This is a genomic window from Microtetraspora sp. NBRC 16547 (genome assembly GCF_030268965.1).
Lineage (GTDB): Bacteria > Actinomycetota > Actinomycetes > Streptosporangiales > Streptosporangiaceae > Microtetraspora.
Map to the genome: position 1 here is coordinate 44570 of NZ_BSSE01000004.1, position 23352 is coordinate 67921.

The window sequence follows — 23352 nt, forward strand, 5'->3', positions numbered from 1 at the left end:
CCGACATTCCCGGGCCCCGCGGAAGGTCCGAGCCTGCGAGGAGTTTTCGTGGGTGGGGCGACAACGCGGCGAGGTGCCACCCTGGGCGACGCGACGGGGCAAAGACTGACGGGCGGGGCACTAAGGTACGTCCGGACGTGGCGGCGAGATCTGGGACCTTGGGGGCTCTAGAGATGAACGACTCCTTCGGCACCGCGCGGATGCGCGACACCGTTCTCGCGGCGTGGACGGCGTCTCCCGCCCGGTTCCGCGAGGACGCCAACGCGGAGGAGGATTTCGCGCTCGGCGGCTACCGGGACCGGCTGGTCGTCGAGCTGGCGCAGAACGCGGCGGACGCCGCGCTGCGCGCCGGGTCGCCCGGTCACCTGCGGCTGACCCTGCGTGACGGCGTCCTCTTCGCCGCCAACACCGGAGCCCCGCTGGACGCCGAGGGCGTGGAGGGCCTGTCCACGCTCCGGGTGTCCGGCAAGAAGGACGAGACCGGCGCCGTCGGCCGGTTCGGGGTCGGCTTCGCCGCCGTGGTCTCGGTGTGCGACTCCCCGTCGATCACGTCCCGCGAGACGGGCGGCGTGCGCTGGTCCCGGGAGGAGACCGCCGCGCTGGTGGCCGAAAGGCCCGCGCTGGCCGCCGAGCTGACCGGGCGCGAGGGGCACGTGCCCCTGCTCCGGCTGCCCTTCCCCGGCGAGCCCGCCGACGTGCCGGACGGTTTCGACACGCTCGTACGGCTCCCGCTCCGGGATGAGGCGGCGGAGCGGGCGGTGCGCCGGATGCTGCGGGAGGCGGGCCCGGCGCTGCCGCTGGCCATGCCGGCGCTGGCCACCATCGAGATCGAGCTCGACGGCGAGACCCGCACGATCTCCGCCGACGGCTGGCACTGCGTCACCGCCTCCGGGTCGTTCACCCCGAAGCAGGTGGCCGAGCTGTTCGCCGACCGTCCCACCGAGGAGCGTGCCCGGCCGTACTGGCAGGTCCGCTGGGCGGTCCCGGCGACGGCGTCTGGCGAGCCGCGCCCGCTGCCGGACGACGTGCCGCCCGTCGTGCACGCGCCGACGCCGAGCGACGAGCCGCTCGACCTGCCCGCGCTGCTGATCGCCACCCTGCCGATGGCCACCGACCGGCGGCACGCCGCTCCCGGCCCGCTGGCGGACTTCCTGGTCGAGGGGGCGGCGGACGCGTACGTCGAACTGCTGGCGTCGCTGCCGCGCACGCCGCGACTGCTCGACCTGGTGCCGGGACTCATCGGCAAGGGCGAGCTGGACGCGCGGATCCGCCGCGCGATCCTGCGCCGCCTGCCGGACGTCCCCCTGCTGCCGGCCGTCTCCGCGCCCGAGGAGGGGCAGGACGGCACGCCCGGGACGGCAGGGACGGCCGATGCGGCGCCCGCGCCACGGGCCGAGCTCGTGGACGGCGGATCGGGTTGGCTGGTGGCCGGTCGCGAGGCCAGGGCCGTGGCCGGACCGGCGGAGTTCCTGGAGAAGATCGCCGACATGGTGCCCGGGCTGCTGCCCGCGGGCTGGCCGGTCCGCCATCCGGCCCTGACCGCCCTCGGCGTACGGCGGGTCGAGCTGGCCGACGTGATCGACATGCTTTCCGGTGACGCGGTGAAGGACAGGGAGCCCGCGTGGTGGCGGTCGCTCTACGAGGTGCTGCCCGCGGACGATCCGGAAGCGGTCGGCGCGGTTCCCGTGCCGCTGGCCGACGGCCGGCTGGTGCGCGGGCCCCGCGGCACGCTCGCCCTGACGAACGGCTCAGGCGAGGGCGAGGGCCCGCTCGACCCGTCCGTCCTCGCGCCGCTGGGCCTGCGCGTCGTGCATCCTGACGCCATGCACCCGCTGCTGCTGCGGCTGGGGGCGGCCGAGGCGACGCCCCGCACCGTCCTGGAGGACCCGCTCACCCATGCCGCGGTGACCGAGTCGCTGGACAGCGCCGATCCCGAGCCGGTGGCGCAGGCCGTGCTCGCCCTCGTCGAGGCGGCCGGGCTGTCGGCGGGAGAGGCTCCGTGGCTGGCCGACCTGGCGCTGCGCGGCGCGGACGGCGAGCTGTATCCCGCGGGTGACCTGCTGCTGGCCGAGGGGTCCCTGGTCTCGCTGATCGACCAGGACGTGCCGTTCGGCGTCGCGGCGCCCGACCTGGTGGAGCGGTACGGCACGCACGTTCTCGCGGCGGCCGGCGTCCTTGACGGCTTCGCCGTGGTGAACGACGCCGATGTGCTGCTCGACCCCGAGGAGTGCGACCACGATCTTGACCGGGAGGACGAGTGGCTGGAGGCGGTGCTCGACCTGCTGCCGGAGCTCGACGTCCCTCCCGTCGCCCGGGAGTTCACCGCCGTCCGCGATCTGGAGTACGTCGCCGACTGGCCGGCGGCGCTCGCGCTCCTGTCCCGGCCGCCGCTGCGCGCCGCCCTGCAGCCGCTTCGCGTGCTGGTCGCGGGTGAGGTCGTCGAGGTGCCGTCGTACACCGCGTGGTGGCTGTCCAGCCATCCGGTGCTCGACGGCAGGCGGCCGACGTCCCTGCGGCTTCCCGGCGGCGACCCGCTCCTGTTCGGCCTGTACGGCGACGCGCCCGCCGGGGTGGACGAGGTCGCGTTGACGATGATCGGGGTCCGGTCGTCCCTGGCCGAGTTGCTGGCGTCCCACGGCGGCCCGGACCAGCTGCTCGACCTGATGGCCGATCCCTCGATCGAGGTGGACCGGGCGCAGCTCCGCGCCCTGTGGATCGCCCTGGCGGCGGTCGATCCGGCACGGGTGCGTCCGCCGTCGGCGGTGCGTGCCGTACTGGACGGGGCCATCGTGGTGGCGGACGTCGAGGACGGGCGCGTCCTCGACGGGCCGAACTCGGAGGAACCGGAAGAGGGGCCGGGCGAGCCGGTGGTGGTGGAGGCGCCGGACCTGCTCGCCCTGGTGGCGGAGCGGCCGCTGGTGCTCGCGCCCTTCGACCTGGCCGAGGTGCTGTCGGAGGTGCTCGACCTGCCGCTCGCGGGTGAGCTGGCGAACGGCGTGGTCACGTCGTCGGGCCAGGAGCGGCCGGTGCCCGCGGAGGTGCGCTCGCTGCTGCCGTCGGCTCCGCTGAGCTACGTCGAGCACGGCGAGCTGCTGGTGGACGGCAGGCCGGTGCCGTGGCGTTTCTTCGAGGGGAAGGTCCACGCGTCGGGGGTCGAGGGCCTGGCCCGGGGGCTCGCGTGGGCGTCCGGGCAGTGGGGCGACCGGCTCGCCGTCGCGGCGCTCCTACGCGATCCGGCGCGGGTCCCGCTGCTGCTCGCCGAGGCGGATCTGGACTCCTGAGAACCGCGGGTGGTGGATCCCCGTCTAGTGCCGGCGGCGGTCGCGGCGGCGGAGGTAGGCGAGGCCGAACACGCCGAGTCCGACCCCCGCCGCGCAGGTCCACAGCCACCGGGTCTCCTCCGGACGCACGATGAGCAGCGCGACCAGCGCGACCAGCCACAACGCCGTCCCGGTGAGGACGGTGGCGGTGTCGTTGGTCTTGATCGGCTGGAGGTCCGGCCGGGGCTGCTGGCTCACGGGACCCAAGCTTAAAGCCCCCGCAAACCGAGGGGCGCGGAGCAACCGGGGCGAGGGCGTCCGGCCCGCCGAGCGTGGTGCGCCGGCCGTACGGGTGATCTGCAGGTACGACTACATCATGATGGGCTTGCTCGAGCACGAGCTGCGGTAGGGGGCGCCGGGGAGCGGGGGCCGCGTGAAGATCGTTTATGATCGTACGATTCCGGGAGAACGGGGCATCTCGCCCTAGGCCGTAAAATATGCACAAATCGGTCACGGAACCGTCACACTGATCACCAAACTCTTCTCGCAGGTCATCCCGCCTGCCACTCTTCGCGCGTGAGTAACAGCATGAATCCTCGAGCCACTGGCTTTCTTGATCGTTTCTTCTTTATCTCAGAGCGTGGCTCGACCATCGGCCAGGAGGTACGCGGCGGGTTCGCCACCTTCTTCACGATGGCGTACATCGTCGTTCTCAACCCCATCATCATCGGCACGGTCACCGACAAGACCAACAGCGTCCTCGGGGGCGGCACCGACCCCAACTTCCCGATGATCGCGGCGGCCACCGCCTTCGCGGCCGGAATCCTGACGATCGCGATGGGCGTGTTCGGCCGCGTGCCGCTGGCTCTGGCGACGGGCCTCGGCCTGAACGCGTTCGTGGCCTTCGGCATCGCCACCCAGATGACCTGGGCGGACGCCATGGGCCTCGTGGTGCTCGAAGGCCTCGTGATCGCGATCCTTGTGCTCACCGGGTTCCGGGTCGCCGTGTTCAACGCCATCCCGGCCCAGTTGAAGACCGCGATCAGCGTGGGCATCGGCTTGTTCATCGCGCTGATCGGGTTCGTCGACGCGGGCTTCGTCCGCCGCATCCCCGACGCCGCGAACACCACCGTCCCCGTGAAGTTGGGCGCTCTCGGTAACGGCTCGCTCACCGGTTGGCCCACGCTGGTCTTCGTCGTCGGCCTGATCGTGACCGCGTTCCTGATCGCGCGCAGGGTCAAGGGCGCCATCCTGATGGGCATCGTCGGCACCACGATCCTGTCGATCGTCGTGGAGGCCATCGGCAAGATCGGTCCGCAGATGGCGCAGGGTCAGCCGGTCAACCCCAGTGGCTGGGCGCTGAACGTGCCGCAGTGGCCCTCGACCGTGCTGGAGTTCCCGGACCTGTCGCTGCTCGGCCACTTCAACCTGTTCGGCGGCTTCGCGAAGATCGGCGGCGTCGCGGCGATCCTGCTCGTCTTCACCCTGCTGCTCGCCGACTTCTTCGACACCATGGGCACCATCGTCGGCGTCGGCCAGCAGGCCGGCCTGGTCGCGCCCGATGGCACGATGGAGCGGACCCGGGCGATCCTGATGGTCGACTCCCTCGCGGCGGCCGGCGGTGGCGCGGCCGGCATCTCGTCGAACACCACCTACGTCGAGTCCGCCGCCGGTGTCGGTGAGGGCGCCAGGACCGGTCTGGCCAGCGTGGTCACCGGCCTCCTGTTCCTCCTCGCGATGTTCTTCGCGCCGCTGACGAAGGTCGTGCCGTCCGAGGCGGCGACTCCGGCGCTGGTCATCGTCGGCTTCCTGATGATGACGCAGATCAGGGAGATCGACTTCAGCGACTACGAGATCGCGATCCCGGCCTTCCTCACGATCGTGCTGATCCCGTTCACGTACTCGATCACGGCGGGCATCGGCGCCGGGTTCATCACCTACGTGTTCATCAAGACGATGAAGGGCCACGCGCGGCAGATCCACCCGCTGCTCTGGGTCGTCGCGGCGCTCTTCCTCGTCTACTTCACCGTGGAGCCGATCAGGTCCCTCCTCGGTCTCTGACCGGCCCCACCTCGTCGTACGCTGACGCCGTACGCACACGCGCGCGACCCCCGCGGTCCTTCCGCGAGGGTCGCGTTTTGCGTTTCTTGACGGAACCCTGACCCCCGGAATACCGGCGACGCCGGTATAGTTAGCAAAGGTAATGACGCATGCTAACGAACGAACCCAAGACAGAACCGATCGCGAACCTACGCACCGACGCAGGGCTGGCGTCCGCGCTGCGCGTGTCCCTGGCACGGCTGAATCGACGGCTGCGCAAGCAGGCCGCGCAGCACTCCTTGACCCCCACCCAGCTCGCGACGCTGGCCGCCGTCGAGCGGCACACCGCGATGACGCCCGGCGAGCTGGCGGAGCACGAGAAGGTGCAACCACCCTCGATGACTCGCGTCATCGCAAAACTGGAGGAGCGCGGCCTGCTGGCACGCAGCCCCCACCCCAAGGACCGGCGGCAGGTCACCCTGAGTGTGACGGCCGAGGGAGCGACGCTCCTCAAGGAGGAGCGGCGGACCAAGGAGGCATGGCTGGCCCGGCAGCTGAAGGGGCTGACGGCCGAGGAGAGGGCGACGCTGAGGGCGGCGGCGCCGATCCTGGAGAAACTCTCCAAGACCTGACCGGAGCCGGGGAAGCCGCCGGGGAAAGCGGTAAGGCCGATCCCGCACCCCCGCGCGGCGGCATGTTCCGGTCGCTGCGCAACTACAACTACCGGCTGTTCGCGGCCGGCGGCATCGTGTCCAACGTCGGCACCTGGATGCAGCGGACCGCCCAGGACTTGCTGGTGCTCCAGCTGAGCGGCGGCAGCGGCGTGGCGCTCGGCGTGACGGTGGCGCTGCAGTTCCTGCCGGTGCTCCTGTTCGGGCTGTGGGGCGGGATGCTCGCCGACCGCTACCCGAAGCGCCCGGTGCTCATCGTCGCCCAGTCGCTCATGGGCGTGCTCGCCGTCACCATGGGTGTGCTCACCCTCAGCGGTTCCGCCCAGGTCTGGCACGTGTACGTGATGGCGTTCGTCCTCGGCGTCATCTCGTGCGTCGAGGTCCCCACTCGGCAGTCGTTCGTCGTGGAGATGGTCGGTCGTGACGACCTGTCGAACGCGATCGCGCTGAACAGTTCGACGTTCAACCTGGCCCGGGTGTTCGGCCCGGCCCTGGCGGGCGTGCTCATCTCCTGGATGGGCACCGGTCCGATCTTCCTGTTGAACGCCGTGTCGTTCGCCGCGGTGATCGCCGGGCTCGCGCTGATGCGCAAGTCGGAGCTGCGCACCCCCGAGCCGGTGCCGAGGGCCAAGGGCCAGCTCCGCGAGGGGCTCCGGTACGTCGGGCGGCGCCCCGACCTGCTGCTGCCGATACTGCTCGTGGGCTCGATGGCGATATTCACGCAGAGCTTCTCGACCAGCATCGCGCTCATGGCCACCCAGGTGTTCGGCGCGGGCGCGTCCTCGTTCGGCGTCGCCTCCAGCGCGTTCGCCGTCGGCGCCCTCGGTGGTGCGCTGCTGGCCGCCAAGCGGGTCAGGCCGAGCCGCCGGTTCCTGATAATCGGAGCGATCTGCTTCGGCGTGTTCCAGGTCGTCGCGGGGCTCGCGCCGAGCTACCCGGCGTTCCTGGCGTTCCTGATCCCGGCGGGCATGGCCATGGTCACGGTGAACACCACCGCCAACGCCACCGTCCAGATGGGCGCGTCGCCCGAGATGCGCGGACGCGTGATGGGGATCTACATCCTGGTCTTCACCGGCGGCGCTCCCATCGGTTCGCCGCTGGTGGGCTGGCTGGCCGAGGTGGCCGGTCCGCGGGCGTCGGTCGTCGTGGCGGGCATCCTCAGCGTCCTCGGCGTCGGTCTCGCCGTTCTGGTGACCAGGATCGTGGCCGCGCGGATGCGGTCGCGGAAGGCGCCGGACGCGGAGCGGGCACGCAAGGCCGTGCCGCCGCGATGGAGCCTGCGGCGGGCCACCTGACGGCTCGCCGGGCCCCCGGCCCGTCTTGTTCGCCGATGGGCGAGAATCGCTGAATGAGCAGGTTGTTCGTCGCGCTGTCGCCGCCTGTTGGGGTGCTGGCCGAGATCGCCGCCGAGGTGAGCCCGAGGCGGGCGGAGTGGCCGGGCCTGCGCTGGGTGGACGACGCGCTGTGGCATGTCACACTCGCGTTCCTCGGTGAGGTGCCGGACCCCGTGCGGCCCGAGCTCGACGTACGGTTGGCGCGCGCGGCCGCGCGCTACGCGCCCATGAGGCTGTGGTTCGGCGCCGCGGGGGCGTTCCCCTCGCCGGGCCGGGCCAAGACCCTCTGGATCGGCCTCAACACCGTTCTCGTCGAGCCTGCCGAGCCCGCTGGCTCCCAGGGCGCCGGGAGCTCCGAGGGGGCGCACGGGCGCCCCGGGCCGTTCGCGGAGCCGCTGGTGCGGCTGGCGGCGTCGCTCGCCGCCGGCGCCCGGCGGGCCGGGGCCGAGGAGGTGGACCGGAAGCGGTTCCACCCCCATCTGACCCTGGCCCGCTCACGGCACGGCGACGATCTGCGGACGCTCGTCGCCTCGATGAGCGCGTTCCGCGGGCGCGAGTGGGAGGCGGAGTCGGTCCAACTGGTGTGCAGCCATCTGGGATCACATGTTCGCTATGAGCGGGTAGCGGTCTACCCACTCGGCGGACGCGATTAGGCTCCAATGCGTGGATCGTCCTCGTCGCTGGTTGCTGCCCACGGTGCTCGCGCTGCTCGTGCTCATCGTGGTGCTCGGAACGTTGCTCCGATAGCTACCAGGCGTACTCCTCGGGAGAGGTCTTGAAGCCGGGGAAGATCTCGTCGATGCGGGCGAGCGCCTTCTCGTCGAGAGTGATCTCCAGGGCCTTCGTCGTCCCGTCGAGCTGGTCCACCGTACGCGGCCCGATGATCGGCGCGGTGACGGCCTTCTGGTGAAGCAGCCAGGCCAGGCCGACGTTCGCCGGGTCCTCGCCGAGCTCGTCGCAGAACGCCTCATAACGCTCGATCTTGTCGCGGTGCTTCTCCAGCTCCTTGGCGATGGTGTCGGAGGCGGAGCGGCCCTTGTCGATCTTGCGGAGGATGCCTCCGAGCAGGCCGCCCGCGAGCGGGCTCCACGGGATCAGGCCGAGCCCGTAGTCCTCGCACGCCGGGATGACCTCCAGTTCGGCCGCCCGGACGATCAGGTTGTAGTGCGACTGCTCCGAGACCAGGCCCAGCGAGCTGCGGCGGCGGGCCGACTCCTGCGCCTTGGCGATGTGCCACCCTGCGAAGTTGGACGACCCGACGTACAGGATCTTGCCCTGCTGCTTCAGGATGTCCATGGCCTCCCAGAACTCCTCGAACGGGGTGTTCCGGTCGACGTGGTGGGCCTGGTAGAGGTCGATGTAGTCGGTCTGCATGCGCTTCAGCGACGCGTCGCAGGCCCGGCGGATGTTGAGCGCCGACAGGCGGCCCTCGTTGGGCCACCCGCCCATGTCGCCGTAGAGCTTGGTGGCGATGACCGTCCTCTCGCGGCGGCCTCCGCCCTGGGCGAACCAGCGCCCGATGATGTTCTCGGTGATGCCCTCCCCGAGCTTCCAGCCGTACACGTTGGCGGAGTCGAAGAAGTTGATCCCCAGCTCGTGGGCCCGATCCATGATGGCGAAGGAGTCGTCCTCCGAGGTCAGGGGGCCGAAGTTCATCGTGCCGAGGCAGAGCCTGCTGACGCGGAGACCTGTGCGGCCAAGCTGTCGGTAATCCATGGAGCCCACCCTAGGAACCTGGAGTGGACTCCAGTCGAGTACGCGCCGTACGGAATCGGAATCCGGTCCGCGAGCACAACGGCAGCACACCGTCGGCGGCGGACCGGCGTCCGGTTGATCACCCTGTCGGCGGCCGCCCGCGACTCGTGTCGGCGGAGTCCGGAGGTGCCCATCGGGAATGATTGCCACATGGGGAGCAGGCCGGGGACATCGACATCACAAGGGGCGAACCGCCTGAAGCGTTCGCGAGGACGGGACAGGTGGTCGCGCGCCGCCTTCGCGGCCGAGGGCGGCCCGAAGCGGGTGCCTCACCAGGAGCTTCACCGGGAACGGTCGCTTCACCAGGAGCTTCACCGAGAACGGTCGCCTCACCGAGAGCTTCACCGGGAGTGGTTGCTCCACCGAGGGCTTCATCCGGGGCGGCTGGTTCGCGCGGTGCTGTTCGTGATGCTGATGTTCGTGTCGCCCCTGCTCGGGTTGACGGTCGCGGCCGGGACGGCGGAAGCGAGCCCCCTTCCGGCGCGCGCGGCGGACGACGGGCGGCAGCTCTTCACCTTCCGCGACCCGCGGATCGACGAGTCCAGCGGGCTCGCGGTCTCACCGACCCATGACGGCATCGTCTACACCCACAACGACAGCGGCGACAGCGCGCGGTTCTTCGCCGTCGGCATGGACGGGCGGACCCGGGCGACGTTCCGCCTGGCCGGGGTGAACGCGCGGGACTGGGAGGCCATGGCGGCGTCCGTTGACCCCGCGACCGGAAAGGGCGTCCTGTGGTTCGCCGACATCGGCGACAACCTCGACGGCGCCTGGCCGGACGTCTCGGTCTACAAGGTCGACGAGCCCGACACGATGCGGTCGGCGACGCTCCAGGCCACGCGGTACCGCTTCCGCTACGAGGGCGGCGCCAGGAACGCCGAGGGCATGATGATCCACCCCAAGACCGGCCGGCTGTACATCGTGAGCAAGGAGTTCTCCGGCTCCATCTACGCGGCGCCCAAGGAACTGCGCACCGACCGGATCAACCTGCTCCGCCGCGTCGGCCCGGCGCCGATCATGGCGACGGACGCCGCGTACGCGCCGGACGGGTCGAGCTTCGTGATCCGCACCTACTTCTCCGCCTCGCTCTACCGCGCGCCCGGCGACCTCATCGCCCACCTCACCATGCCGCCGCTCAAGCAGGCCGAGTCCATCGCGTACACGCGGGACGGCAAGGCGCTGCTGACCGGCTCCGAGGGCGTGCACAGCCCGGTCTATCTCGTGCCTCTCCCGGCCCGTGCGACCTCGGTGTCGGCCTCGGCCTCCGCGACGCCGGTGGAGGCCGTGGACGCCCCGGCCGGTACGGCGCGGTCCGGCGACACGGGCACGGTCACGGCGTCGGGGAAGCAGCCGGGCAAGGAGGAGGGTGGCGGGATCCCGTTTTCGATGGTCGCGCTCTGGCTGGGAACGGCCGTCGGCGCGATCGGCATCATCACGGTGATCGCCTACCGCACCGCCCGCTGACCGCTGTGCTCAATTGCCTCGCTCGCTCGGCGGCTCGGGGCGCCTGAAGTCGGCTCGTGCCCTCGTCACGTCCTCACTCCTTCGTCACTCCGGGCGTTCCTCGGTTACTTCACCGCCGCGCCCCTCGGGTCTCCGGCGCGGCGGCTCACATTTTGGCGACGAACGGCTCGCCATGCAGCGCGTGCTCGACCAGCTCGACCGACCGGGCCAACCGCACGAGGCGGGTGCCCTCGCGGCGGTAGGCGTCGAGCACGGCCTCCACGGCGTGCGGCGGCAGATGGCCCTTCAGGTCGACCGCGGCGCCCCGGTAGCCGGTCCTGGCGGCCTCGATCTCCGCCTGGACGTGGTGGCGGGCCATCCGGGCGAGCGCGAGCGGGTGCCGTCTGAGCACGCCGTACGCGCGGTAGTCCGGAGGGACGGCGTCGAGTAGCCACGCCGCCGCCGACTCCTCCCAATCGGGGGTGTCCGGGGCGCGCACCTCGGACGGCCATCCGGGAGGCAGATACACGCGAACCAGCATACCGAACAAGAGTTCGATCACGGGGTCTGTCCCTCATGGTGTCGTCTGCGCTAACTTGCGATGATGCGCGTTCAGGGGGCGAAAGCCGTGCGGCCATGAAGATCGGGGTCATCGGCGCCGGCATCCTCGGGCTGGCCGTCGCGCGGGAGCTGGCGGGCTCCGGCGCCGAGGTGACCGTGCTCGACAAGGAGAGCCGGGTCGCGGCGCACCAGACCGGGCACAACAGCGGGGTCGTGCACGCCGGCATCTACTACGCCCCCGGATCGCTCAAGGCGCGATTGTGCCGGGACGGCGTCGCCATGCTCCGGGAATACTGCGCCGAGCACCGCCTGCCGTACGACGAGGTGGGCAAGCTGGTCATCGCCTCGACTCGGGCGGAGCTGCCGGGGCTGCGCCGCCTCGCGGCCCGGGCGCGCGAGAACGGGGTGCCCGGCATCGCCGAGCTGGACGCGCTCGGCCTACGCGAGATCGAGCCGTTCGCGGTGGGCGCGGGGGCGGTGCACTCGCCCACCACCGCGATCACGGACTTCCCGGCCGTGGCCCGCCGCCTCGCCGAGGACGTCATCGCCGCAGGCGGGTCGGTACGGCTCTCGCACCCGGTCGAGCGGCTGCGCGAGACCGCGAGCGGCGTCGAGGTGATCGCGGGACGCTCCCGGTTCGCGTTCGACGCGGTGGTCTCCTGCGCGGGGCTGGGCACGGACCGGATCGCCGCGCTGGCAGGGGCTCCGGGAGAGGTGCGGATCGTGCCGTTCCGGGGCGAGTACCGACGGCTGGCCGCCGCGGCGCGGAACCGGGTGCGCGGGCTGATCTATCCGGTGCCCGACCCGCGTTATCCGTTCCTCGGCGTCCACCTGACCAGGCGCGTCGACGGCGAGGTCCTGGTCGGCCCCAACGCGGTCATGGCCCTCGCGTTCGAGGGCTACCGGTGGCGGGACGTGTCCCCGGCCGATCTGCGGGAGATCCTCGGCTGGCCGGGCACCTGGCGGATGGCCGGGCGGAACTGGCGCACCGGCGTGCACGAGGTGTACGGCTCGCTGGCCGCGGACGCGTTCCTGGCCGCCGCCAGGCGCTATGTCCCCTCGCTCGGCCCGGGTGACCTGGAGCCGGCCGAGGGAGGCGTGCGGGCCCAGGCGGTCGGCCGGGACGGGCGGTTGCTCGACGACTTCGCGATCGACGTCCGCGGGCGGATCGTGCTGGTCAGGAACGCGCCGTCACCCGCGGCGACGGCGAGCCTCGCCATCGCCCGACATGTCGTCTTAACGGTGCCTTTAAGCTGAACCTCATATAGTCCGAACGTCATCTTCACGTTGCCTTAAGGAAATTCGGTCAAATTCGGCCAATATGTCATGGTGAGCGAATTCCCAGAAGCCCGGTTGCTGATCGTTGAGGACGAGCCCAACATCCTGGAGCTGCTGGCGGCCAGCCTGCGGTTCGCGGGATTCGAGGTCACCACCGCCTCCAGCGGCGGCGAGGCGGTCGCGGCGGCCCAGCGCCATCGGCCCGACCTGATCGTCCTTGACGTGATGTTGCCCGACATGGATGGATTCGACATCGTCCGCCGCTTGCGAAGTGGCGGGGCGCACACGCCTGTCGTCTTCCTCACCGCTCGGGACGCCACCGAGGACAAGATCCGTGGACTCACCCTGGGCGGTGACGACTACGTGACCAAGCCGTTCAGCCTCGAAGAGGTCATCGCCCGCATCCGCGCCGTGCTCCGCCGTACGACGGGCGACCCGATGGCGCCGCCGCCCCGGCTCACCTTCGCCGACATCGAGTTGGACGAGGAGACCCACGAGGTGTGGCGCGGCGGTTCGGCGATCCCGCTGTCCCCGACCGAGTTCAAGCTGCTGCGGTATTTCATGGCGAACGCCGGGCGGGTGCTGTCCAAGGCGCAGATCCTCGACCACGTGTGGGACTACGACTTCCGCGGTGACGCGGGCATCGTCGAGTCGTACGTGTCGGTGCTCCGCCGCAAGGTCGACAACTCCCATCCCCGGCTCATCCACACGCTCAGGGGCGTCGGATACGTCATGCGGACGCCCCCGTCCGGCGCCGTGTGACCGGGGCGGGGAGGCGGTCGGACCGCACACCGCTGCGGATCAAGCTGATCGCCGCGATGCTGGCGCTGGTCGCCGTCGCCCTCGCCGTCATCGGCGTGGGCAGCGTCTCGATGCTCAACGGCTACCTCGTCGACAGGGTCGACACGCAGATCGACACGGTCGCGCAGGACGTCGACAGGCAGCTGAAGCGCAGGCCCCTGGAATACATCAGGCTGCGCCCCCCGCCCGACGGCTATGTCGCGGTCTACGACCTGGACGGCGTCCTGATCACCACGCAGGCCGGGATGTCCGTCGAGAACGCCCCCGAGCCGCGCTCGCCCTCGCACGACATCGAGTCGCCGCAGACCGTCCCGGCCAAGTCGGGGGACGGCATGTGGCGGGTGCGTGTCGTACGGGAAGAGGACGCCGGCAGCGCGCTCGTCGCCGTCGACCTCGCCTCGGTCCGGCAGATCACCACCCGGCTCGCGCTCATAGAGCTGCTCGGAAGCGGCCTCGTCATGGCCGTGCTCGCCGTGGTCGGCGTCGTCACCGTACGGCGGAGCCTGCGCCCGCTGGCCGAGATCGAGCGGACCGCGGAGGCCATCGCCGACGGTGACCTCAGCAGCCGCGTGCCCGACCGCCATCCGCGTACCGAGGTGGGGCGGCTGTCCCGCTCGCTCAACGGCATGCTGTCCCAGATCGAGGCGGCGTTCCAGGCGAAGGCGTCGTCGGAGGCCGCCGCGCGCGAGTCGGAGGAGCGGATGCGCCGGTTCGTGGCGGACGCGTCCCACGAACTGCGCACGCCCCTCACCTCGATCCGGGGGTTCGCCGAGTTCCATCGGAGGGTGCCGGGCAACGACGCCGGCCGCCTGATGCGCCGGATCGAGGACGAGGCCGCCCGGATGGGCCTGCTCGTGGACGATCTGCTGCTCCTCGCCCGGCTGGACCAGCAGCGCCCGCTCCAGGAGCACCCGGTGGACCTGCTCGCCATCGCCGCCGACGCCGTCTACGACGCGCGGATCCTGGCGCCGGACCGGGACGTCTCCCTCCTGGTCGAGTCCGACATCGCCCTGATCGTCGAAGGTGACGAGGTACGGCTGCGCCAGGTCGTCGGCAACCTGATGACCAACGCCATGACCCACACGCCCCCGGGCACGCCGGTGACCGTACGCGTCGGGACGGCCGGCGAGCGTGCCGTCGTCGAGATCGCGGACAAAGGCCCCGGCATGACGGCCGAGCAGGCGGAACGCGTCTTCGAGCGCTTCTATCGGGCCGACCTGTCCCGGGCGCGCAAGGACGACGCGGCCATGCGGGCGGCCGGGGGGAGCGGCCTCGGGCTGTCCATCGTCTCGGCGATCGTCCGCGCGCACGGCGGCGGCGTGACCGTGGAGACGGCGCCCGGTGCGGGCGCGGCCTTCCGCGTCGTGCTCCCGCTCACCCCCGAGGTCCTCACCCCCGAGGACGCCCGGGAGGAGGAACCGGACCCGGCCGAGGAGATCTCACCCGCTTCTCAGGCGACCCGCACCGAGTAAAAGGCCTGGCGGTCAGGGGGAGGGGGGCGGCGTGGGGGACAGACCGGGGAAGCTTCCGTCGGGGAAGGTGCCCGCGCCCGCCGTGCCGTCCGGTACGACCACCTCGTCGCCCTCGCCGAGACCCTCGACGATCTGGACGTACTGGTCCCCTTCGACACCGGTACGCACCTGGCGGCGGACGTCCTCGTCGCCGACCCGTACGGTCACCGTCGCCGTCCCGCCCGGTCCGGTCTCCACCGCACGTGCGGGGACGTAGACCGCGTTCTCGGCCGCGCCGGTCGTTACCGAAACGTACGCCGTCTGGCCGGCGAGCAGGTTCTTCGGTGCGCTGGACAGGGCGACGCGTACGCCGTACCGGACGAGCTGGTTGGCCGTCGTCGCGGTGATGTCGATGTGGGTGATGGTCCCGGCGAACTCCTGCCCGGCGTGGGTGTCCATGGTCACCGTGGCTCGCTGGCCGACCTTGAGCTTGCCGACGTCGGACTCGGTGAACAGCGCGTTCACCTGGAGCTCGTCGAGGTTGCCGAGGGTGATGAACGCGGCGCCCGCGTTCGCCGTGTCCCCGGCCTTTCCGCCGACGCTCATGACCGTTCCCCTGGACGGGGCCTTGATGGTCACTCCGGCCAGCGCCTCCTTGGCGCCCGACAGTTCGCGCTTGGCGGTGGCGACGTCGGCCTCGGCCTGCTCCACCGACACAGCCGTGCCGCCGGAGGGACCGCCTCCGTTGCGACCCTCGCCGACGGAGCCACCCGCGCCGCCCGAGGACGCGCCTCCGGAGCCGCCCTTGGCCGAGCCGCCGCCCTTGGAGGTGCCGCCGCCGGAGTCGTTCGAGGCGGTGGCGCGGCCGGCGGTGGACTTCGTGCCGGTGGTGGACGTCCCGGTGCCGGTCGCGCAGTTCGCGGCCGGGCCCGCCGTCGCGGACGAGTTCCCGGCGTCGGTCGCCGCCGCGGAGCCGCCGCCCAGGATGCCGCCCGAAGTGTCGCCGGCCGGGTTCCCGCCGACGGTGAGCATCTTGACGATGGTCTCGATGATGCCCTGGGTGATCGTCACCGTTTCCCTGACGGTCACCCGCTCGGTGACGACGACCGTCTGGGTGACGGTAACCGTGGGGACCGGCTCGGGTGCCTGGCTCGGCTCAGGCTGAGGCGCCTGGGACGGTTTGGGGGTGGGCTCGGACCCTGAGGCCGTCGGCTCCGGATGCGTCCCCCGTGCGGGCCGCCGTGCTTCGGAGCGCCCGGACGTGCCGGTCTTGGCCGATTCGGCCTCGGACGTCGCTGCCTTGGCCGATCCGTCCCCGCTTCGGGACGCGGACGTCCCGCCTCTTTCGGCGGAGCGCCGTACGGCGTCGCGTACGGGCTCGGACGTGGTGGTGATCGTGGTCGTGGCGATCGGCGACGGCTTCGACGTCGTCGTGGAGATGGGCGTCGGACGCGAGGTGGTCGTCGAGATCGGCACCGGCGCCGTCGTCACCACGGGAACGGGGGTCACCACGATCGGGTCGGCCGCCGAGGCCGAGGCCGAGGGCGCGGCCGCGGAGGGCCGGGGCGAGGCCGACGTGCCCTTCCCGGGCGGGCATGAGGCCGCGGCCGAGGGGGTGGGGCCGGTGGAGGGAGTGGTGGACCGCTGGGGCACCGTCCGATTCGGCGTGGAGGTGGCGGAGTCTGTGGAGGAGCTCTCCGCCTTTTCCGCGTTGTCGAGCGCCTCGTACGCGGCCGACAGCGCGGCGCGGGCCGCGAGGTAGTTCTCCTTGGCCTCGGTCGCGTCCACCCGGGCGAGGGCCTGTCCCGTCCGTACCTTCTGGCCGGGCTTCACGTACACCTTCCGCACCATGCCCGAGGCGCCGAAGGACAGGTCGCGGCTGTGCGCGTCCACCGTGTTGCCGCTCGCGGAGACGACGGAGGTGACGTCGCCGCGTCTGGCGGCCACCAGCTCGATCCTCGCGGTGGGGGCGGCGTCGTCGCCGCCGCCGAGGAGGTAGACGCCGCCGCAGGCGAGTACGGCGCAGGCGAGAACCAGACCTCCTGTGCGAAGGACCTTGGGCGGAACAGTCATGCGCAAAATGGTGTCGGCGCCAGGTCGGACCAGGCTCAGTCATGCCTGAGAGTTGTCTGTGTACGGCCTCGGCGCCGGACGTTTCCCGAGCTCGAAATCCGCCCAAATCGCCACAGAAGAGCGGAGCGGGCGGGAGTGAGGACTGCGGCGAAGGCCCGGCGGAGCGGCTTCGCAAGGACCGGAGCTTCCGGGCGGCGCAGCGGAATCCCCCATTTTGTCCTGTGGAACCCGTGTCGCCGGACGTCGGGCGCGCATGAGCGGAGTTATCAGCAAAGCTTCAGGCTCGTCCGAAGTTGGCCCAAGCCCGGCCCGGCAAGGTGAAGGCCCGTGAAGCTGTCGACCAGGCGCAGGGCGCTCATCGTGAACGGCACCCTCGGGGTGCTGGTGGCGGGTGGCGCGGTCGCCGCCTACCTCTCCCTCGCGGGCCCCACCGGCCCGGCGAGCGCGTCCGGTGCCTCGACCGTGACCGTGGGACGGGGAACGGTCCTCGACTCGGTCTCGGCCTCCGGCTCCCTGGAGAGCGCCCGGAGCGGGTCCCTCAACTTCCGTACCAGCGGGACCATCTCCTCGATCAGCGTCAAAGAGGGCCAGAAGGTCAAAAAGGGGCAGGCGCTGGCGCGGTTGGACGGCTCCTCGCAGCGCGACGACCTCGCCGCCACGTCCGCGAGCCTCAGCGTGGCCAAGGAGCAGAACGAGAGCCAGGCGACCGCCTCCAGCTATTCGCAGTACGTGAAGGCGCTCAACTCCTACAAGAGCGCCAAGCGGGCCCTGGCGGAGACCGTCCTCACGGCGCCGTTCAGCGCCACGGTCACCGCGATCAACGGTGTGGTCGGAGACAGCGCCGGATCCTCGTCGGGAGGCGGCGGGGCCCCCTCCGGCGGAGGGGCGTCATCGGGCGGCGGCGGGAGCGGCGCGTCGGGTGGGAGCTCGTCGGGCTCCTCTGGACTGATCGAGCTGATCGACATTTCGAAGATGCAGATCGTCGGTAACTTCACCGAGTCCGACGTCACCAAGCTGAAGGTCGGCCAGGCGGCCACGATCTCCTTCGACGCCCTGGCGGGGGTGACCACCCAGGGCAGGGTCAGCATCATCAACCCGGTCGCCGCCACGAGCAACAACGTCGTGCAGTATCCGGTGACCGTCACCCTCACCGAGATCCCCGACGGCGTACGGCTGGGCCAGACGGCCACGGTCCAGGTGGTGGTCGGCAAGGCGGAGAACGTCCTGACCGTGCCGACCTCGGTGATCACCACCGCCGGAGGCCGTACGAGCGTCACCGTGCTGCGGGATGGGCGGCAGGCCGCCCAGCCCGTGGAGGTGGGCGTCGCGGGCGACGGCGTCACGGAGATCAAGTCCGGCGTAGAGGAGGGCGACCAGGTGGTCCGTCCAGCCGTCACGCCGGGCGGGACCGGCGGATCCACCGGAGGCGGGGTCCGCATGCAGGGAGGCTTCCCCGGCGGCGGTGGAATGCCCGGTGGCGGTGGGATGCCCGGTGGCATGACCGGGCGCGGCGGCGGATCGGGTGCCGGCAGATGAGCGAAACCGCCGAGGGCACGGCGACCGCGGCCGACCCGGTCCTTCTCATCCGCGACGTCACGAAGGTCTACGGCGAGGGAGAGGCGGCCGTGCGCGCCCTGCGCGGCGTCTCGCTGACCGTCGAGCCCGGCGACTATGTGGCGATCATGGGTGCGTCCGGCTCCGGCAAGTCCACTCTGATGAACATCATCGGCTGCCTGGACGTACCGACCGCCGGGACGTACCTGCTCGGTGGCGTGGACGTGGGCGCCCTCGACGAGGTCAGGCTGGCTCGCGTACGCAACCGGCGGATCGGGTTCATCTTCCAGTCGTTCAACCTGATCCCCCGGATGAGCGCGCTGGCGAACGTCGAGCTTCCGCTCGCCTACGGCGGCGTGCGGGCGGCCGAGCGGCGCAGGCGGGCGCTGGCGGCGCTGGGCCTGGTCGGGTTGTCCGACCGGGTGCGACACCAGCCGAACGAGCTGTCCGGCGGCCAGCAGCAGCGCGTCGCGGTCGCCCGCGCGCTCGTCACCTCACCGACGCTGCTGCTGGCCGACGAGCCGACCGGCGCTCTGGACAGCACGTCCACGAAAGACATCCTGGCGATCTTCGATCGGCTGAGCCTGAGCGGAAGGACGATCGTCGTGATCACCCACGAGGACGACGTGGCCGCGCATGCCAAGCGGGTCGTCCGGCTGATGGACGGCCGGATCGTCGACGACCGCAGGCAGGCGCCGGTGGACGGGCCGCCGCCGCTGATCGACGACCGATCCTCGACGGGAGCGATGAGCGAGCGATGAACGTCCTGGAGATCAGCCGGTTCGCCGTACGCGGCCTGACCGCGAACAAGATGCGGAGCGTCCTGACGATGCTCGGCATCCTCATCGGGGTTGCGGCGGTGATCCTGCTCGTCGCGGTCGGCCAGGGTTCGTCGGACGCGATCAAGCAGCGCATCCAGAGCCTGGGCGCGAACACGCTCACCGTCTCCGCGTCGTTCTCGGGCGGGTTCGGCGGCCCGGCGGGAGGTCGCGGTGGCGGCGGCGGCGCGGCCGGCCCGCGTACGCAGGCGCGCGGCCTCACGCTTGAGGACGCCCGCGCCATCGCCGCCTCCGGTGACGCGCCCTCCGTCAAGAGCGTCTCGCCGGTCGTGACCTCCTCGTCCGCCACGACGACGTACGAAGGGGCGAGCCACAGCATTTCCCAGGTCGTCGGTACATATCCGAGCTATTTCGAGGCGACCAACAAGCCGGTGACCTCGGGGGCGTACTTCACGAACCAGGACGTCACGGCGGTCCGCAAGGTCGTGGTCATCGGGAAGACGGTCGCCGACGAACTGTTCGGCCAGGTCGATCCGGTGGGCAAGAAGGTCAACATCCAGGGCGCCGCGTTCACGGTCGTCGGGGTGCTCAAGGAGTCGGGCTCGACCGGCGGCCAGGACGCCGACGACATCGCCGTCGCCCCGCTGCCCGCCGTACAGCAGAGCCTGACCGGGTACGGCTCGCTGGGCAGCATCGTCGTGCAGGCCACGAGCGCCGAGGCGACGGACGCGGCCGAGGCGGAGATCACCGCGGTCCTCAACGAGCGGCACGACATCACGGGGAACGCGACCGCGGACTACCGGATCCTCAACCAGGCCAGCCTGCAGGAGACGGTGACCGAGGCGACCGGAACGTTCACCGTGCTGCTCGCGGCGGTGGCGGCGATCAGCCTGCTCGTCGGCGGCATCGGCATCACGAACATCATGCTCGTGACCGTCACGGAACGGACCCGCGAGATCGGCATCCGCAAGGCGATCGGCGCTCCCCGGGGCGCGATCCTCGGCCAGTTCCTCATCGAGGCGACCCTGCTCAGCCTGGTCGGCGGCCTGCTCGGGGTCGGTGTGGCCGTCGCGGGCAGTCAGTTCACGATCGCCGGGGTGCAGCCGGTTCTCGTGCCGCAGTCGATCGTGCTGGCTCTCGGAGTCTCGATCGCCATCGGCCTGTTCTTCGGCAGCTATCCCGCCAACCGCGCCGCGAAGCTGCGCCCGATCGAGGCACTGCGCTTCGAGTGACCCCGCGCGGTGACCGAGACGAGCACCAGACCAGGAGATGAAATGAGCAGAGCGAAGGCCGGGGCGCACGAGCCCGAGGCCGAGATGCCGGCGGCGGAGCTGCTGGACACCTCGCCGTTCGGCGACGAGCCCGAGGCGGAGCCGGAGGCGCGGCCGGCCAGGCGGGGGATGTCGAAGGTCACCCTCGCGCTCGGCGCCGGCGTGGTGCTCATGGCGGGCGTGCTCATCGGCATCCAGGCCCAGAAGGCGTGGGGGACGGCGTCCCCGTCCGGCGCCGCGTCCATGGCGGGGAACGGCGCCGCGCGCGGACTCGCCGGGGGCTTCGGCGGCGGCACGGGCCGCGGCTTCGGCGGCGGCATGCCCGGCGGCTTCCCCGGGGGCGGCCAGGGCTCCCAGCGGGGCCAGGGCCCGCAGGGGCAGGGCGGCCAGGACCAGCCCGGCAGAGCCGGAGCGTCCGGCGGCATGACCGGCGGCATGACCGTCGGCACGGTCAAGCTCGTGGACGGCGCCAAGGTCTACGTCCAGACCGCGGGCGGCACCATCGTCACGGTGAGGACCAGCGGCGACACGAAGGTGCAGGTCACCAAGGCCGGAAAGCTCGCCGATCTCAAGGTCGGCGGCCAGGTCGTCGTCACCGGCCCCACCGACGAGGAAGGCGCGGTGGACGCCACCTCGCTCGTCCAGAGCGCCAGGAACCGCTAACGAGAGCCGGCCCGTGCGCCCCCGCCGACCAGGGCGGCAGGGACGCGGACCGACCCCCGAAGGGAGAACACCAAATGAAACCGGAGGCACGCCTGCTCGTCGTGGACGACGAGCCCAACATCAGGGAACTGCTCTCCGCGAGCCTGAGATACGCCGGTTTCGAGGTGGTGACCGCCTCGGACGGGCGGGAGGCCGTCCAGCTCGCCGAGCGCGTACGGCCGGACCTGATGGTGCTGGACGTGATGCTGCCCGACATGGACGGCTTCGCGGTCAGCGCCCGGCTGAGGGCGGCGGGGCGGCGGATCCCCGTGGTCTTCCTGACCGCGCGGGACGGGACCGGGGACAAGGTCGCCGGGCTGTCCCTGGGCGACGACTACGTGACCAAGCCGTTCAGCCTGGAGGAGATGCTCGCCCGGATCCGCGCCGTGCTGCGCCGTACCCGTTGCGACGACGTCCCCTCCGCGCGGCTCCGGGTCGCCGACCTGGAGATGGACGAGGAGGCGCACCAGGTGTGGCGGGGCGGCCGGAAGGTACGGCTCTCGCCCACCGAGTTCAAGCTGCTGCACTATTTCATGATCAACCAGGGCCGGGTACTGTCGAAGGCCCAGATCCTGGACCACGTGTGGCACTACGACTTCGGCGGTGACCGCAACGTGGTGGAGTCCTACGTCTCCTACCTGCGGCGGAAGATCGACACGGTGGATCCGAAGCTCATCCACACGCTTCGCGGCGTGGGCTATGTCCTCCGTGCTCCGCGTCGCTGAGGTCAAGCGGCGGCTCGCCCGCACCCCTCTCTGGCTCCGCCTCGTGGGAACCACGCTGCTGCTGGTGACGCTCGCGATCGCGCTCACCGGCGGCTTCGCCGTGCAACTGCTGCGCGGCTACCTGATCGACCGGGTGGACCGGCAGTTGACGATGTTCACCCGGCCCCGGATCGATCCGCAGGGCGAGCAGGGCCGGATCCCGCCCGCCCCCAGCGGGACCCGGCCCCAGCGGCAGCCAGGTTTCTACTACATCGTCCTGCTGGACGCGCAGGGCAACGCCGTACGGACCGTGCAGGAGCCCCCGAACGTCGATCCGCCCGTCCTGCCCCGGATCACGTCCGATGCCACCGAGCGGATGCGCCGCACGCTCTTCACCGCCGCCTCGCGCTCCGGAGGGCAGTGGCGCGTGGTCGCCATCGGCGAGCCGGGCGGCATGACCCGCGTCGTCGCGGTCAGTCTCGCCGACATCGACGGGACCGTCTCCCAGCTCATCGTCATCGTGGCCGGGGTCGGCTTCGGCGTGATCGTCGCGCTCGGCCTGGCCTGCTACTGGCTTGTACGGCGCAGCCTGCGCCCCCTCGGCGAGATCGAGCGCACCGCGCAAGCGATCGCGGGCGGCGACCTGTCCCGGCGGCTCCCGCTGCGGCACCGCCGTACGGAGATCGGACGGCTGGGCCGGGCGATCAACGGCATGCTGGCCCAGATCGAGGCGGCGTTCCGCGACCGCGAGAAGTCGGAGGCGATGGCGCGCCAGTCCGCGTACGACGCGCGGCGGTCCGAGGAGCGGATGCGCCGGTTCGTGGCCGACGCGTCGCACGAGCTGCGCACGCCGCTGACGTCGATCCGCGGGTTCGCCGAGCTGTACCGGCAGGAGCGCTCCCAGGACCCGGCGGTGGTGCTGCGCCGCATCGAGGACGAGGCGGCCCGGATGGGTCTGCTTGTGGACGACCTGTTGCTGCTCGCCCGGCTGGACCAGCAGCGCCCGCTGGAGCGGCGGGCAGTCGACGTGCTCAGCCTGGCGGCGGGCGCCGTGCTGGACGCGCAGACGCTGGCCCCGGATCGCGAGATCGACCTCGTCCGGCTGGACGGCTCCGACGGGCCGGTGAAGGCGCTCGGAGACGAGCACCGGATCCGCCAGGTGATCGGCAACCTGGTGCAGAACGCACTCCGGCACACCCCGCCCGGCACGGCCTTCCAGGTCGGGGTGGGGACGCTGCCCGGCGACGGCTCCGGGAACGGCGAGACGGTCGTGATCGAGGTGGCCGACGAGGGGCCCGGCCTGCGCGAGGAGGTCGTCGAGCGGGTCTTCGAACGGTTCCACCGGGCGGATCCGGCGCGCAGCCGGGCCGACACGGGCGGGACCGGGCTCGGCCTGTCCATCGCCGCCGCTCTCGTGTACGCGCACGGCGGCACCATCACCGCCGACTCCCCGCCCGGCCGCGGGGCGGTCTTCCAGGTCCGCCTCCCGGCCTGCTGAGCCGAAGTGCGGTATCCCACACCTGGATCAGGTATCAGCTGCTTGGGCGGCCCCTACCTGCCACCGAACCTCCTGTGTGCACGGGCGAGTCGCAACTTGATACGTCTCTCGAAGAGCTAATTGTACTTATCAAATCCGGCCTTTTAATGTCTTTCCTTGCGAGTGGTGCCAGGAGCA

Annotated in this window: 19 protein-coding genes; 15 read left to right on the top strand and 4 right to left on the bottom strand. The window is 71.4% G+C overall.

Annotated elements, in window-relative coordinates; all coding sequences use genetic code 11:
- Positions 1-173: 173 nt before the first annotated feature.
- On the top strand, positions 174-3281 hold the full coding sequence (locus QSK17_RS07685; RefSeq protein WP_285703800.1) for a sacsin N-terminal ATP-binding-like domain-containing protein: 3108 nt from the start codon (positions 174-176) through the stop codon (positions 3279-3281).
- Positions 3282-3305: 24 nt separating this feature from the next.
- Here the strand turns inward: QSK17_RS07685 and QSK17_RS07690 are convergent, their stop codons facing one another.
- Positions 3306-3518 carry a DUF2530 domain-containing protein gene (locus QSK17_RS07690; RefSeq protein ID WP_285703801.1) on the bottom strand — a complete coding sequence of 71 codons (213 nt, stop codon included), beginning with the start codon at positions 3516-3518 and terminating at the stop codon, positions 3306-3308.
- 330 nt (positions 3519-3848) lie between these two features.
- On the opposite strand from QSK17_RS07690, the gene QSK17_RS07695 reads away from it, so the two are divergent.
- The 4 genes from QSK17_RS07695 to QSK17_RS07710 all read left to right on the top strand — a co-directional run bounded on the left by QSK17_RS07695 (position 3849) and on the right by QSK17_RS07710 (position 7958).
- Entirely contained in the window at positions 3849-5321 is a 1473-nt protein-coding gene (locus tag QSK17_RS07695; protein ID WP_285704160.1) for an NCS2 family permease, read from the top strand.
- A gap of 149 nt (positions 5322-5470) precedes the next feature.
- Positions 5471-5932 (top strand): MarR family winged helix-turn-helix transcriptional regulator, encoded by a 462-nt coding sequence (locus tag QSK17_RS07700; protein WP_285703803.1) that lies wholly within the window; start codon positions 5471-5473, stop codon positions 5930-5932.
- 62 nt (positions 5933-5994) lie between these two features.
- On the top strand, positions 5995-7266 hold the full coding sequence (locus tag QSK17_RS07705; RefSeq protein WP_285703805.1) for an MFS transporter: 1272 nt from the start codon (positions 5995-5997) through the stop codon (positions 7264-7266).
- A gap of 53 nt (positions 7267-7319) precedes the next feature.
- Positions 7320-7958, top strand: coding sequence for a 2'-5' RNA ligase family protein (locus QSK17_RS07710; RefSeq protein ID WP_285703806.1), 639 nt, complete (start codon positions 7320-7322; stop codon positions 7956-7958).
- A gap of 94 nt (positions 7959-8052) precedes the next feature.
- Here the strand turns inward: QSK17_RS07710 and QSK17_RS07715 are convergent, their stop codons facing one another.
- On the bottom strand, positions 8053-9021 hold the full coding sequence (locus QSK17_RS07715; RefSeq protein WP_285703807.1) for an aldo/keto reductase: 969 nt from the start codon (positions 9019-9021) through the stop codon (positions 8053-8055).
- A gap of 435 nt (positions 9022-9456) precedes the next feature.
- Between QSK17_RS07715 and QSK17_RS07720 the strand changes: the two genes are divergently transcribed.
- On the top strand, positions 9457-10524 hold the full coding sequence (locus tag QSK17_RS07720; protein WP_285703808.1) for a hypothetical protein: 1068 nt from the start codon (positions 9457-9459) through the stop codon (positions 10522-10524).
- A 145-nt stretch (positions 10525-10669) separates the two neighbouring features.
- On the opposite strand, the gene QSK17_RS07725 is transcribed toward QSK17_RS07720, so the two are convergent.
- On the bottom strand, positions 10670-11044 hold the full coding sequence (locus tag QSK17_RS07725; RefSeq protein WP_502889171.1) for a hypothetical protein: 375 nt from the start codon (positions 11042-11044) through the stop codon (positions 10670-10672).
- Positions 11045-11139: 95 nt separating this feature from the next.
- Here QSK17_RS07725 and lhgD point away from each other — a divergent pair, with 95 nt between their 5' ends.
- The 3 genes from lhgD (at position 11140) to QSK17_RS07740 (ending at position 14615) form a co-directional block, all read left to right on the top strand.
- Positions 11140-12321 (top strand): L-2-hydroxyglutarate dehydrogenase, encoded by a 1182-nt coding sequence (gene lhgD / locus QSK17_RS07730; protein WP_285703813.1) that lies wholly within the window; start codon positions 11140-11142, stop codon positions 12319-12321.
- Between the two features lie 69 nt (positions 12322-12390).
- The gene (locus tag QSK17_RS07735; protein WP_285703814.1) at positions 12391-13104 is read left to right on the top strand and encodes a response regulator transcription factor; all 714 of its coding nucleotides are present in this window, start codon (positions 12391-12393) and stop codon (positions 13102-13104) included.
- Positions 13101-14615 carry a sensor histidine kinase gene (locus QSK17_RS07740; protein ID WP_285703815.1) on the top strand — a complete coding sequence of 505 codons (1515 nt, stop codon included), beginning with the start codon at positions 13101-13103 and terminating at the stop codon, positions 14613-14615. The genes QSK17_RS07735 and QSK17_RS07740 overlap by 4 nt, the downstream gene beginning before the upstream one ends.
- A 12-nt stretch (positions 14616-14627) precedes the next feature.
- On the opposite strand, the gene QSK17_RS07745 is transcribed toward QSK17_RS07740, so the two are convergent.
- Positions 14628-16667 (bottom strand): efflux RND transporter periplasmic adaptor subunit, encoded by a 2040-nt coding sequence (locus QSK17_RS07745; protein ID WP_285703816.1) that lies wholly within the window; start codon positions 16665-16667, stop codon positions 14628-14630.
- A gap of 327 nt (positions 16668-16994) precedes the next feature.
- On the opposite strand from QSK17_RS07745, the gene QSK17_RS07750 reads away from it, so the two are divergent.
- From QSK17_RS07750 to QSK17_RS07775, 6 genes are all read left to right on the top strand, one after another.
- Positions 16995-18203, top strand: coding sequence for an efflux RND transporter periplasmic adaptor subunit (locus tag QSK17_RS07750; protein WP_285703818.1), 1209 nt, complete (start codon positions 16995-16997; stop codon positions 18201-18203).
- A complete protein-coding gene (locus tag QSK17_RS07755; protein ID WP_285703819.1) occupies positions 18200-18982 on the top strand; it encodes an ABC transporter ATP-binding protein in 783 nt (260 codons plus the stop codon). Before QSK17_RS07750 ends, QSK17_RS07755 begins: the two co-directional genes overlap by 4 nt.
- Complete coding sequence (locus tag QSK17_RS07760) at positions 18979-20232, top strand: ABC transporter permease (protein WP_285703821.1); 1254 nt, start codon at positions 18979-18981, stop codon at positions 20230-20232. The genes QSK17_RS07755 and QSK17_RS07760 overlap by 4 nt, the downstream gene beginning before the upstream one ends.
- A gap of 42 nt (positions 20233-20274) precedes the next feature.
- Positions 20275-20934 (top strand): hypothetical protein, encoded by a 660-nt coding sequence (locus QSK17_RS07765; protein WP_285703823.1) that lies wholly within the window; start codon positions 20275-20277, stop codon positions 20932-20934.
- A 74-nt stretch (positions 20935-21008) separates the two neighbouring features.
- Positions 21009-21698 (top strand): response regulator transcription factor, encoded by a 690-nt coding sequence (locus tag QSK17_RS07770; RefSeq protein ID WP_285703825.1) that lies wholly within the window; start codon positions 21009-21011, stop codon positions 21696-21698.
- Positions 21673-23175: a sensor histidine kinase gene (locus QSK17_RS07775; RefSeq protein ID WP_285703827.1), complete on the top strand. Its 1503-nt coding sequence runs from the start codon at positions 21673-21675 to the stop codon at positions 23173-23175. The genes QSK17_RS07770 and QSK17_RS07775 overlap by 26 nt, the downstream gene beginning before the upstream one ends.
- Positions 23176-23352: the final 177 nt, after the last annotated feature.

Coding starts and splice junctions, on each gene's coding strand:
- QSK17_RS07760 (WP_285703821.1), top strand. CDS start 18,979: ATGAACGTCCTGGAGATCAGCCGGTTCGCCGTACGCGGCCTGACCGCG.
- QSK17_RS07775 (WP_285703827.1), top strand. CDS start 21,673: ATGTCCTCCGTGCTCCGCGTCGCTGAGGTCAAGCGGCGGCTCGCCCGC.
- QSK17_RS07735 (WP_285703814.1), top strand. CDS start 12,391: ATGGTGAGCGAATTCCCAGAAGCCCGGTTGCTGATCGTTGAGGACGAG.
- QSK17_RS07755 (WP_285703819.1), top strand. CDS start 18,200: ATGAGCGAAACCGCCGAGGGCACGGCGACCGCGGCCGACCCGGTCCTT.
- QSK17_RS07770 (WP_285703825.1), top strand. CDS start 21,009: ATGAAACCGGAGGCACGCCTGCTCGTCGTGGACGACGAGCCCAACATC.
- QSK17_RS07715 (WP_285703807.1), bottom strand. CDS start 9,021: ATGGATTACCGACAGCTTGGCCGCACAGGTCTCCGCGTCAGCAGGCTC.
- QSK17_RS07705 (WP_285703805.1), top strand. CDS start 5,995: ATGTTCCGGTCGCTGCGCAACTACAACTACCGGCTGTTCGCGGCCGGC.
- QSK17_RS07710 (WP_285703806.1), top strand. CDS start 7,320: ATGAGCAGGTTGTTCGTCGCGCTGTCGCCGCCTGTTGGGGTGCTGGCC.
- QSK17_RS07725 (WP_502889171.1), bottom strand. CDS start 11,044: ATGCTGGTTCGCGTGTATCTGCCTCCCGGATGGCCGTCCGAGGTGCGC.
- QSK17_RS07745 (WP_285703816.1), bottom strand. CDS start 16,667: ATGACTGTTCCGCCCAAGGTCCTTCGCACAGGAGGTCTGGTTCTCGCC.
- QSK17_RS07685 (WP_285703800.1), top strand. CDS start 174: ATGAACGACTCCTTCGGCACCGCGCGGATGCGCGACACCGTTCTCGCG.
- QSK17_RS07695 (WP_285704160.1), top strand. CDS start 3,849: ATGAATCCTCGAGCCACTGGCTTTCTTGATCGTTTCTTCTTTATCTCA.
- QSK17_RS07700 (WP_285703803.1), top strand. CDS start 5,471: ATGCTAACGAACGAACCCAAGACAGAACCGATCGCGAACCTACGCACC.
- QSK17_RS07765 (WP_285703823.1), top strand. CDS start 20,275: ATGAGCAGAGCGAAGGCCGGGGCGCACGAGCCCGAGGCCGAGATGCCG.
- lhgD (WP_285703813.1), top strand. CDS start 11,140: ATGAAGATCGGGGTCATCGGCGCCGGCATCCTCGGGCTGGCCGTCGCG.